The sequence below is a fragment of the Streptomyces sp. NPDC093111 genome (assembly GCF_040683955.1).
In the GTDB taxonomy this organism is placed as follows: domain Bacteria; phylum Actinomycetota; class Actinomycetes; order Streptomycetales; family Streptomycetaceae; genus Streptomyces.
Genome location: NZ_JBFBNW010000011.1, coordinates 155127 through 166940, shown reverse-complemented (window position 1 = coordinate 166940; position 11814 = coordinate 155127). Strand labels below are relative to the sequence as shown.

Annotated in this window: 7 protein-coding genes; 1 reads left to right on the top strand and 6 read right to left on the bottom strand. The window is 74.4% G+C overall.

The features are described 5' to 3' along the window. Nucleotides 1-18: 18 nt before the first annotated feature. Together AB0Q96_RS20810 and AB0Q96_RS20805 are read right to left on the bottom strand one after the other, a co-directional pair. Nucleotides 19-1068: a MupA/Atu3671 family FMN-dependent luciferase-like monooxygenase gene (locus AB0Q96_RS20810; RefSeq protein ID WP_365327459.1), complete on the bottom strand. Its 1050-nt coding sequence runs from the start codon at nucleotides 1066-1068 to the stop codon at nucleotides 19-21. A 59-nt stretch (nucleotides 1069-1127) separates the two neighbouring features. Beyond that, nucleotides 1128-4355, bottom strand: coding sequence for an amino acid adenylation domain-containing protein (locus tag AB0Q96_RS20805; protein WP_365327457.1), 3228 nt, complete (start codon nucleotides 4353-4355; stop codon nucleotides 1128-1130). Nucleotides 4356-4603: 248 nt separating this feature from the next. On the opposite strand from AB0Q96_RS20805, the gene AB0Q96_RS20800 reads away from it, so the two are divergent. Continuing rightward, nucleotides 4604-5878 (top strand): MFS transporter, encoded by a 1275-nt coding sequence (locus tag AB0Q96_RS20800; protein ID WP_365327455.1) that lies wholly within the window; start codon nucleotides 4604-4606, stop codon nucleotides 5876-5878. 55 nt (nucleotides 5879-5933) lie between these two features. On the opposite strand, the gene AB0Q96_RS20795 is transcribed toward AB0Q96_RS20800, so the two are convergent. The 4 genes from AB0Q96_RS20795 to AB0Q96_RS20780 all read right to left on the bottom strand — a co-directional run bounded on the left by AB0Q96_RS20795 (nucleotide 5934) and on the right by AB0Q96_RS20780 (nucleotide 11651). After that, the gene (locus AB0Q96_RS20795) at nucleotides 5934-8258 is read right to left on the bottom strand and encodes a collagenase (RefSeq protein ID WP_365327453.1); all 2325 of its coding nucleotides are present in this window, start codon (nucleotides 8256-8258) and stop codon (nucleotides 5934-5936) included. Between the two features lie 191 nt (nucleotides 8259-8449). After that, entirely contained in the window at nucleotides 8450-9316 is an 867-nt protein-coding gene (locus AB0Q96_RS20790) for a hypothetical protein (RefSeq protein ID WP_365327451.1), read from the bottom strand. Further along, nucleotides 9313-11178: a GMC family oxidoreductase gene (locus AB0Q96_RS20785; protein ID WP_365327449.1), complete on the bottom strand. Its 1866-nt coding sequence runs from the start codon at nucleotides 11176-11178 to the stop codon at nucleotides 9313-9315. The genes AB0Q96_RS20790 and AB0Q96_RS20785 overlap by 4 nt, the downstream gene beginning before the upstream one ends. Then, entirely contained in the window at nucleotides 11175-11651 is a 477-nt protein-coding gene (locus tag AB0Q96_RS20780) for a hypothetical protein (RefSeq protein ID WP_365327447.1), read from the bottom strand. Before AB0Q96_RS20780 ends, AB0Q96_RS20785 begins: the two co-directional genes overlap by 4 nt. Nucleotides 11652-11814: the final 163 nt, after the last annotated feature.

The following is an 11814-nucleotide window of genomic DNA, read 5'->3' as shown; positions in this document are numbered from 1 at the left end:
TGCCGGTCGTCACCCGGGTCAGGGCGTGTCGAAGGCCGCGCGCAGGGCGTTCAGATGGCGCAGCCCGTCCAGCACGGTCTTGGTCTCGATGCCGAAGTCGATCAGGCAGGCGATCTCGTCCACGCCGATGCCGCGCAGCCGCTCGACCGTCGCCGACCCGTCCGCCACCGTCCCGAACAGCCCCCGCTGTTCGATGTACGTGTCGAGGGACCGGTCGACGAGGAAGTCGAGGTCCTCGTCCTCCAGCGCGTCGATGTCGAAGTCCGGGTCGAGGGCGCCGAACGAGCGGGCGAGCAGGTGCACCGAGCTCCTGAGGTAGGCGCGCAGCGGCGCCTCGACGGTGGCGCGCACCTCGTCCCGGTCGGTGCCGAGGAAGGAGTGCAGCATCAGGACGACGTGCCCGTCCCAGCCGTCCTGCGCCGCGCGCGCCGCCCGCCGGTACGCGGCGATCTTCCCGGCGAGTTCGTCGACGTCCTGGTGCAGCAGATGCGTGAGCACCCCGGCCCGTGCCCGCGCGGCCGTACGGAAGGTCTCCGCGTCGCCCGCGCTGGTCACCCACAGCGGCAGCTCCCGCTGCACCGGCGGCGGGAAGGCCCGTACGGTCGCCGGGGCGCCGTTGCCGTCCACGACCTCGACGCCCTCCCCGCGCCACAGCGCGCGCAACTGCTCGATGCCGTCGGCCAGGACGCGCTTGCGGTCCTCGTACGGTGCCCGGCTCAGCGCGAAGTCCACCGGGTGCCAACCGGAGGCCAGGGACACTCCGGCCCGCCCGCCGGAGAGGTTGTCGACGACCGCCCACTCCTCGGCGATCCGCAGCGGATGGTGGAGCGGCGCGACGACGCTCCCGGCGCGGAGGGCGACCCTGCTCGTGATCATCGCCAGGGCGGCGCCGACCACGGACGGGTTCGGGTAGAGCCCCCCGAAGGGGTGGAAGTGGCGTTCGGGCGTCCACACCGCGCGAAAGCCGTTCCGGTCGGCGAAACGCGCGCCTTCGAGCAGCAGCTCGTACCGTCCGGCGTCCCCGTCGGACGTGCTGTCGTCGGCGAAGTAGAAGAGGCTGAAGTCCATCGGGGATCCCTCGATAACACTGGTCGCGATCAGGTCGTGTGCCCGGGCCCGTGCCGCCGTCAGTCGGGGCGGGGCATCCTCCGCAGCGCCGGTCTCGCCCTGCGGGCCCCCGCCAGCCGGGCCGCGAGTCCGGCCACCGTGGGCGCCTCGAAGACCGTGGCCACCTGGACCTCCACCCCCAGCTCGGCGCGGACCCGGCCCACCAGCCGGGTCACGAGCAGCGAGTGCCCGCCGAGGGCGAAGAAGTCGTCGTCCACGCCCACCACGTGCCCGTCCCGCGCGGCGGACCCGCCGGGCGGCTCCGGGGTGTCGAGCCCGAGGAGCTCCGCGAACATCCGGCACAGCGCCGTCTCCTGCGGCGTCCGCGGCGGACGGCCGACGGCCCGCCGGGCGGTGCGCGGGGCGGGCAGGGCGGCCCGGTCCAGCTTGCCGTGCGGAGTGAGCGGGAACGCGTCGAGGACGACGACCGCGGACGGCACCATGTACCCGGGGAGGTACCCGGCCGCCCACGCGGTGACGTCCCGGACCAGCTCCACGTCACCGGAAGCCGCGAACGGCACACTGACGTGCCGCTCGGTATCCGCGGCCGACCCGGTCCCGTCGGACCCGGTCCCGTCGGACCTGGTCCCGTCGGACCCGGTTCCGTCGGTTCGTGCCGCGCCGGACCCCGTCCTCCCGGCCCCCGTCCCGCCGTTCCCGATCTCGGCGGCCCCCGTCCCCGCCGGGAAGTCCGCGTCCCCCGTGCCGAATTCGACGTCCACGTGGTCGGGTCCCGCCGTCGCGGACCACCGCACCACCACGCGGTAGCCCAGCCGTTCGCCGAGCCGCGCCAGCTTCTCCGGGTCGGCGCCTGCGCCGGGGGTCGCGCCCGAGGCGCGCAGGTCCTCGGCGAGGCGGGCGTTCGGGACACCGGTGACGCGGACGGGGGTGGCGTCCCGGGCGGGGGCGCGCAGTGCGTCGGCGAGGGCGTCGAGCGTGTGGAGGTCCGTACCCCACCGCAGCTCCGTCACCGCCCCGCGCCGGGCGGGTGTACCGCCGCCGGGCCGCGGGCCGTCGGCGCGGCGCAGGACGACGTCGTAGCGGTAGCGGGTCAGCTCGTTGTGGTGGGTGCCCCGCTTCAGGCGCACGTCGCAGCTCGCGAACAGCGGACCGGCCCCCTCGGCGGCGGAGGCGGCGCCCGTCAGGGAGCGGAAGAACTCCGGGTCCACCAGCAGCTCCGGCTCCCTGGCCAGGCCGCGCGCCGTCTCCCGGCGGTGCTCCGGGCCGCCCGGCGCGTCCCGCGCGGTCCGGGCCGCGACGGCGCCGTGGAAGGTCTCGGCGAGGCCCAGGTGCCGGACGTCGCCGACGAACACCGCGCCGCCGGGCCGCAGCGCGTCCGCCGCGAGCCCGAGGACCCGCGCCAGGTGCCGTCCGCTGGGGAAGTACTGGGCGACGGAGTTGAGGACGACCACGTCGAAGTACCCGCGCGGCACGCCCTCGTGGTCGTCGGCCGGCCGGCTGTCCAGCACGACCCGCCCGGCCAGGTCCGGCCGCCCGTCCACCTGCCGCCGCAGCCGTTCGATCACCCGGGGCGAGAGGTCGAGCCCCCAGTACGACCCCGGCTCGGAGAGCTCCGGGGCGAGCCGCGCCAGCAACAGGCCGCTGCCCACGCCGAGTTCGAGGATCCTGCGGGGCCGCAGGGCGCGGATGCTGCGTACCGTCGCCTCGCGCCACTCCCGCAGCTGCTCCAGGGGCAGCGCGCCGCCGTCGTACGCGCTGTTCCAGCCGGTGAAGTCCTCGCCGAAGGGCGTGGACGGGTCGGCCGGTACGGCGTCGTGGACCCGCCGCCACGCGGCCACCCGGTCCGCGTCGTCCCGGAGCCCGGCGCCCGCCGGCGCGGCCGGTTCGCGGCGTACGTAGGCGACGAGCCGCGGGTCGCCGTCCCGGTCCTCGCGCACGGTCACCGCGGCGGCGGACACCCGGGGGTGGGCGGCGAGGCGTGCCTCGATCTCGCCCGGCTCGATCCGGTGGCCGCGCACCTTGACCTGGTCGTCCGCGCGACCGGCGAACTCCAGTTCGCCCGGGGCCGTCCAGCGGGCCAGGTCGCCCGTGCGGTACATCCGGGTCCCGGACGGCCCGTACGGGTCGGCGACGAAACGTCCGGCCGTCAGACCGGGCCGGCCGAGGTAGCCGTGGGCCAGCCCGGCCCCGGCGACGTACAGTTCGCCCACCGCCCCGACGGGCACCGGCCGCAGCGCGGCGTCGAGGAGGCGCAGCCGGGTGCCCCGGACCGCTCCGCCGATCGGAGGGGTCGTGGCGCTGTCGGTGAGGGGCCGGCTCATGGTGGCGCAGACCGTGGTCTCCGTCGGCCCGTACGCGTTGACGAGGGTCCGGCCGGGGGCCCAGCGCCGCCGCTGCCCCGCGTCCAGGGCCTCACCCGCGGCGACCAGGACGCGGACGCCCGGGAGGGCGTCGGACGGCAGGGCGCGCAGCACCGACGGCGGCAGCGTCGCGTGGGTGATCCGACGCTCCTCGGCGAGCCGGATCAGGCCGGGCCCGGGCAGCAGGGCGCGGGCGGGCGCCAGGACCAGCGCCGCCCCGGCGGAGAGCGCCATCGCCAGCTCCCAGAAGAACGCGTCGAAGCCGGGCGAGGCGAACTGCAGGACCCGGCTTGCGGCGTCCACGGCGAGGGTGCCGCGCTGGTGGGCGGTCAGGTTGGCGAGCCCGGCGCGGGTCACCACCACGCCCTTGGGCCGGCCCGTGGACCCCGAGGTGTAGACGACGTAGGCGGGCAGACGCTCCTCGGAGCGCCGGGCGCCGGCCGGCGGGCCGGACGCCGGGGCCCGCAGCAGCGCCGCCCGGGTCTCGGGGGCGTCCAGGTCGCAACGGGGCACCGCGCCGACGGCCGGGAGGACCGTGCCGGACCGTGCGAGGAGCAGCGCGGGGGCCGCGTCGCCCAGGACGTGGGCGATGCGTTCCGCCGGGTAGCCGGGGTCCACCGGAAGGTGGGCGGCGCCGGTCTTCAGGACCGCGAGGACGCCGACGACCAGGTCCACGGAGCGGTCGAGCGCCGAGGCGACCACCGTCCCCGGCCCTGCCCCCCGCGCGGCGAGCAGGTGGGCCAGCCGGTCGGCCCGCGCGTCGAGTTCCGCGTACGAGAGCGCCTCCTCCTCGAAGAGCACGGCGGGGGCGTCCGGGGCGGTCGCGGCCCGCTCCTCGAAGAGGTCGAGCAGGGGGCGCGCGGGGGCGTTCGCGTCCTGGGGCGCGCCCTCGGGGGGTAACGGGTGTGCGGGCGCGCTGGTGACCACGGACAGCTCCTTGCACGGGAAGGGGGATGGTGCCGGTGCGGGTGGCGCCGGGATGACCGGGCGCGGGCCTGAGCTGGACGTCGTCGAGCCTAAGCGGCACCAGCGGGAAATGGCCACTCTGGTTTCCACGCCTGGGAACTTGTACGATCCAGCACCAACTCGCGGTCCCCGCACGTACGCTGAGGCGCGTTCGAACATCCGTCGCGTCGGATCCCTCGGCGTGTTACCGAAGTCCGGAGGCCGTGCCGGTGTCCGCCACGCCCACTGCCGCGCGGTCCGCGCGAGGCCACGGTCACCGCCCGCACCGGAACTTCCGGCTGCTGCTCGTCGGCGAGACCACCAGCAAGCTGGGCACCAGCGTGACGTCCGTCCTGCTGCCGCTCGTGGCCGTCACCACCCTGCACGCCTCGCCGTTCATGATGGGCGTCCTCACCGCCGCGCCGTGGCTGCCGTGGCTGCTGATCGGCCTGCCCGCCGGCGCCTGGGTCGACCGGCTCGCCCCGCGCCGGGTGATGCTCGTGTGCAACGGAGTCTCCGCGGCGGTGTTCGTGAGCGTGCCGCTCACCTGGTGGCTGGGCGCGCTGACCCTGGGGCACGTCCTGGCGGCGGCCCTGGTCTCCGGCGCCGCCTCCGTCTTCTTCTCCACCGCCTACTCGGCGTATCTGCCCCGGCTGGTCCCCACCGACGCCCTGATGGGACGCAACGCGCAACTCCAGGCGGGGGACCAGGCCGCCAGGGTGGCGGGCCCCGGGCTCGGCGGGCTGATCGCCCAGACCGTCGGCAGCGTGCCGGGCCTGCTGCTCGACGCGGCGTCCTTCCTGGTCTCGACGCTCTGCCTCACGGCCATCCGCGCCGAAGGACCGGGCCCCGCCCCGGCGCCCCGGCGGCGACTGGGCCGGGAGATCGCGGACGGCCTGCGGTTCGTCGTCGGCGATCCGTGGGTGCGGGCCGTCACCGCGTTCGGCGCGGCGGTCAACCTGGCGATGGCGGGCTTCCAGGCCGTCCAGATCGTGTTCCTCGTACGGACCGTCGGCGTCGGCACCGACACCCTCGGCTGGCTCGTGTCCTGCGGTGGTCTCGGCGGGGTGCTCGGCGGTCTCGTGGCCGGGCGGCTCGCCCGGCGCCTGGGCACGGCCCGCGCCCTGCTGGCCGTCCAGTTCGCCGCCGCGCCCTTCGGGCTGCTCGCCGCGCTCGCCGGACCCGGGCCGCGGCTGGTGTTCTTCGCGGTCGGCACGGGCGTGATGCTCGCCGGGGTGGTGGCCTGCAACGTGATCATCGTCAGCTTCCGGCAGGCGTACTGCCCGCCCGGGCTGCTGGGCCGCGTCACCGCGACGACCCTCTTCCTCAACTACAGCACCATCCCGCTCGGCGCCCTCCTGGGCGGCTCCCTCGCCTCCCTGGTCGGCGCCCGCGCCACGCTGTGGGTCGTGACGGCCGCACTGCTCGCGGCCGGCGGGTTCCTGCTGGTGGGGCCGCTGCGCGGCCTCCGGGACCTGCCCGGGGCACCGGCCGCCGACGGCTGACCGGTGCCCCGGGCAGGGACGCTCGCCGGTGCCCGTCGGGCACCGGCGAACGGGTTCACTTGGACTGCGTGGAGAGCGTCACCCCGCTGAAGTCCTGCGCGGCGGCGAGGCTGAAGTAGACCCAGCCGGCGGGCGGGTTGTCGATCGTCAGCGTCTCGCCGTTGCCGGCGTTGGTGGACTTCGCCTGGTAGGCGGTGGTGGTGGCCCAGCTGCCGCCGCCGTAGTAGAGGTCGGCGTTGCCGGTGCCACCGCTGCTGGTGATGGTCAGCTGCTTCACGCCGGCCGGCAGGTACACGAAGTGGTAGCTGTAGTTCCCGGCGGCGGCGGCGAGGCCGTCCCGGCGGCAGTTCTGGTCGAACTGACGGGTGTCGGCGATGGTGCAGGCCGGGACGGTGGCGACCGTCGAGGCATCCGGCAGCGTTCCGCAGCTGTTGGTCGCGCAGTCCGTCGACAGCCAGGTCGCGAAGTCGGCGTCGTAGCGGGTGCCGATGGTCTGCTTCAGGACGGTACGGGCGCCCGTCCAGTCACCGGCGCGGTACTTGCCGAGCACGGTCTGGATGTCCGCGGGGTGCTTCTGCATCATGTAGCGGACCGCGAGCCAGCCCCAGCGGTAGACCCGGTTCGAGTTGACCTCGGGGTCCTCCTCCTGGCCGTAGACGGTGTCGAAGAGGTCGCTGAGCTTGTACGTGTTCTTGGCGGCCTCGGCGATCGCGTCGGAGTTGCGCTCGTTGCGGTAGCCGTACGAGATGTTCTCGGCGATGCCCTCGACCCACCAGATCGTCGGCGTCACCATGCCGGCCTCGAAGTCGCCGTACATGTTGTACCGGCCGTCGAGGTAGTGGGTGTACTCGTGGTTCAGGTTCCAGATCTGGAAGCTCGGACGCAGCCAGCTGGCCTCGTGGGCGATGAAGCGGGCCTGGTTGCCGGGGACGGCCGGGTTGCCCTCCTCGTACATGCCGCCGTTGTCGACGTCGATGTTGTAGATCGCCCACGCGTACAGCGCGTACTGGGTGTAGTCGTCGAAGGCGACGACCTCCAGGTTGGTGTTCACGTCACCGGGGATCGCGCCCTTGTCACCGATGATCCGGTGGAAGTAGGCGTCCTGGTTGATCAGGCTCGTGCAGGTGCTCGCCAGCTGGTCCGGCGACATGTCCTGGGCACGGATCTTGAGCTCGGGGCCGCAGGAGTGCTGGATCGGCAGGACCTGCGGGAGCACCCGCTCGCCCAGGTCGCAGATGGCGTAGGCGGCGCAGTTGCCCTTGTCGTACTGGCGGGTGTACCAGCCCAGGTTCATGGTGATCGGCGCGGTCGGGCCGACGTTCGGGTACCGGTTGATCAGGTCCTTCAGGAGCGGCCGGACCTTGTCCTTGAGCTCGGGGACGTCGAGGGCGTAGCCGAGGTAGCGGCCGACGTTGCTGACGACGTCGAGACGGTTCAGGTCCGCCCCGTTGCGCGTGATGAAGCCGGCCCAGGTGTCGAGGATGGCGGGGTCGGCCTTGAGGGCGGCCCGCCAGCCGCGGGCGTCGTTCTTGGCCTTGAAGCCGTTCTCGACGACCCACTCGACGTGCTGCATCGTGAGGTTCATCTGGCTCGGCCACGTGCCGTTGTACCCGCCGAGCAGCCACTTCACGACACCGGCGTAGCGGCCGGCCTCCTGGGTGCTGTCGATCAGGGTGACGACCTCGTTGAGGATCGCGCCGTTGGCGTCGGTGACGTCCTTGCTGCGCGGGGCGGCGAAGAACGCGTCGAGCGCGCCGCGCGCCGCGCCCTGCAGCGCGGTGCCGTAGTCGCCGACCGTGGCCGCGTTGTTGTCCTGCACGTAGTAGCCGGCGCGCAGGAACAGGACCAGCTGCCCGACGGAGGCGCTGTTGTCGCCGGTGTACGAGGCGGAGGCGTCGCGCAGGGCGTTGGCGACGGTCACCATCTGGGGCTCGCGGAAGGTCTTCCGCGCGTCCTCGCCGGTGAGGTTGAACAGGGGGTACGTACAGGAGATCTGCGGGAGCGCCTTGAGCTGCTGGACCAGCGCGGCGCCCGTGGAGTTCAGCACGCCGGAGAGGTCACCGCACGCGTCCGCGGCGGCGACCGACGCCGACTTGCCCGTCTTGAGGGCGGGCGCCGCGACCGGGCCGGACTCCTCGGAGCCGTCCTGCGAGGAGAGCCGGAAGCGCGGGTTCTTGCTGATCGCGTTCGGCGACTTGGGGACCGGGATCGCCCGCGGCGCCGACGCCGCGGCGTCGTGCGCCCGCGCACCGGCCGGAGCGTTGTCGCCGAGGGCGGCGGCCTGGCCCTGCGGTGCGAACAGACCGAGCGTGATGAAGACGGCTGCGCCGAGGACCGGAAGTCTTCGCGCGCGGGTCTTCGCTATCCGGAAGGGATGCATCTGTGGGGGCCTCCGGGGCCGTTGAGGCCACGTGCTGGGAAACACGGGCAGTCGACATGTGACGTGTAAAATTTCACATGTCGCATTGTTCTGGAAGCCCTCTGGCCGGATTCCTTTTCCGGAACCGTGGAGAGCCCCGCCTCAATGCCCCGGTATCGCCCCGTAGATGACGTTTCGCCGAAGGTGTCGGCTCAGTCGGCCGCCCGCGCCAGGTAGTAGGGGCGGTGGTGCGCGGCCACCGGAGGCGACTGGAACGTCCAGACACCCGCGGCCGGCGCCTCGGCGTCGACGAGGCCGCGGACGTCACGGCCGAGGTCGCCGGCCGGGGCGTGCACCGTGAGCCGGGTCCGGCCCGCGTGCTCCGGGGCCGACAGGTCGTACCAGCGGTAGGGCTGGTAGACGTTCATGGGGCCCGCGAGCAGCCGCCCCTCGCGGTCGGTGCCGTAGCCGGTGACGGGCGCGGAGCCGGCGGCGACGGGGGTGAGGCCGTCCAGTCGGGCGGCGAGGTCGAGCAGCGGGCCCGAGCCCCTCTCCAGGGTGTCGTCCGGGCCGATCGCGGCGTCCTTGCACCGCACCGTCCAGGTGTCGCCGGCCGGACCGTTCAGCGACGGCAGGCCGACCTCGAACCAGCCGGGGAACTTGGGCTCGGCGTACAGCTCCCGCCCCGCCCTGATCGCGAAGGGGTTGTCGCACACGACGTGGAGGCGGGCGATGCCCAGCAGCTTCGTCTGGTCCCAGCCCTGGGCGTACTGGGCGTAGGTCAGCCGGGGCAGCCGGCCGGCCTCGGCCGTCGGGAAGGCGACGACGTTGAACTCGATCTCCTGCGTGACGCCGCCGCCGAAGTCGTACTGCGCGAAGTACAGCTGGTAGTTGAGCGAGACCAGCGCCCGCCCCTCGTCGAACACGGCGGCCGTCAGGCCGGGGTGCTGCTTGCCGAGCAGCTCGCGGACCGGCCCGGCGTCGACCAGCCAGTCGACGCCGACCTGGTGCAGGGCCCCGTAGTGGAACGGGAGCCGGAAGGGCTCGGGCACCGGCGGCAGGGGCAGGGCGGCGGTCATGGGCGGGCTCCTCGGGTCGGTGGCGTCAGGTCGGGTGCGGGGGATGTCCGGTGCGGAGCGAGGGAGGCGGGGCGGTCGCGGTCCGCCAGACCGGCCTCGATCCGGCCGGCGGTGCGCAGGGCGAGCGCGGCCATCGTCAGCGTCGGGTTCGAGGTGGCGACCGAGGGCATGCTGCCGCAGCCGACCGCGTACAGACCGGGGTGGTCCCAGCACTGCTGCCAGGAGTCCACCACCGAGGTGTCGGGCGAGTCGCCCATGATGTGGGTACCCGCCGCGTGGCCGGCCCCCCGGTAGCCGTACGTGCGGCCCCGGTGCTCGAAGCGCCCCGGCCAGGCCGCCGCCGGCGCGAACTCCGTGTGGTCCTCGGCGCCGAGCAGCGTGAAGATCTGCTCCGAGACGGCCCGGGCCGCCGCGAAGCCCTCCCGCACGTGCGCGTCGAGGTCGTACGTGACCAGGGGGAGCGGCAGCCCCAGCGCGTCGCGCTCGCGCGGGTGGAGCGTGACCCGGTTCGCCGGGTCCGCGCCCTGCTCCAGCTCGAACTGCAAGGTGAACTGCCGACGGATCCGGTCCCCGACCGTCCGCCTCAACTCCGCCCCGAACAAGCCCCGTTCATTCAGGAAGTGCGCCACGTCCGTGTCGACCGGACCCTGCGACCACACCCACCCCCAGGTCCCGAACTCGATCCGGAACGGCGCCCGCAGCTGCCGCGCCGGCCCCGCGCGAAAACCCTCGAAACCGGACACCGAGCCCGGACCCCGGTACGGCCCGGTGTCCTCGGGCAGCAGCCCCCAGGTCAGCAGCACCGGATGGTCCATCAGGTTGCGCCCGACCTGCCCGCTGCGCCCGGCGAGCCCGGACAGGAGCAGCAGCCGGGCGTTCTCCACCGCGTGCGCGGCGAGCACCACGACATCGGCGCGCGCGACCGACACCTCCCCGTCGTACGAGCGGTACTCCACGCCCGTGGCACGCCCCCGCCCGTCGACGAGGACGCGGCTCACCACCGCCCGGTCCCGGAGCGTGACCGTCCCGCTCCAGCGCCCCTGGGTCTTGAGCGGCGTGTACTTCGCGTGCGACGGGCAGTGCGGGATGCAGGTGGCGTTGCCCACGCACCGGCTGTCCGGATCCGGCCGCCCGCCCCGCCCGCGCGGCACGTACCCGCGCCCGCCGTCGTACCGCGGGTCCGGCACGCCGTTGCGGGCGTGCGGGGTGCCCACCACCTTCAGCTCGACCTCGTCCAGGGCCACCGGGTCCTTGACCCGCCGCCCGTCGAGCCCCGCCGCCATCAGCGCGTCCAGCCGCGCGGGCGGCAGGGGCCGCATGGGGAAGACATAGCCGTCGGGGAAGGGCAGCCCGAGCCGCTCGCGCTGCTCCTCGACGTCGGCGGCCACCCCCAGCTCCTCCTCGGCCGCCCGGTAGTCGGGTTCGAGGTCGGCGTAGGTGAGCGGCCAGCGCCGCCCGTAGCCGAACGCCTCGGTGTCGAAGTCCTCCGGCAGCATCCGCGGCGTCAGGCCCGTCCAGAGGGTGCCGGTACCGCCGTTGACCCGCGCGTACCCGCTGGCGTACGGGAGCGGGCCGTCCTGCCGCAGATGGCCGACGGCCCGGAACCCGGGGCTCCCCTCCGTCTCGGTGAGGTCCGTGACCTGGGGGGATGCCGCCGCCGGATGGGGCGCGTGCGGCGCGCCGGGCATCCTGCCGGCCGCCGTCAGATAGGCGGTGAGCGGATCGGCGTCCGCCTCGGGCCCGCCGGCGCCCGCCGGTCCGGCCTCCAGGACCAGGACCCGCCGGCCGTGTCGGCCGAGCCGGTGCGCGACGAGGGAGCCCGCGACCCCGCCGCCCACCACGATCACGTCGTAGCGCGTCACCGGACGCTCCCCTCGGGGGCACCGGTGCCGGCATCGGAAGCTGCTCCGGAACGGGAGCCGGAACCGGAAACGGAACCGGTGCTGGCACCGGTACCAGTACCAGTACCAGTGCCAGCCCCCGCGTCCGCCCAGCTCCCGTACCCGCCCGGTGCCGCGGCGGGGGCCCGTAGGCCGGCCGCCTTCCACACCAGGGCCTCGGCGTAGCCGCGCGGAGACACCACGGTCGGCGCCGAACCGGGCCAACTCCCCGTGTACCAGAGGTACGTGACCGCCCGCGCGGCCTCCAGCCGCTCGCCCTCCCAGCGGTCGTCGGGCCCGCGCAGCAGCCGCGCGTACAGCTCCGTGCCGAGGCGTTCCGCCGCCACCGTCCGGTACGCGCCGGTCAGCCCGGTGGCCTCCAGGTCCGCTTCGTCGAAGCCGGTCAGCAGCGCCGAGAGGGCGCCGAAGCGACGTGTCTCATCTGTAGTGGGCACGGGGCCATCGCTGCCCGGCCGTTCCTGGCCCCATGCGGGGCACCGCCGGAACGGCGTGATCACGACCGGAGCTCTCCCTCGCACGGCTGACGATCTTCGCACTGACGTGCGGTCGACGCGTGTGTGACGCCCGCCCCGGCGCGCCCGCGGCGCCGTGTCGCGC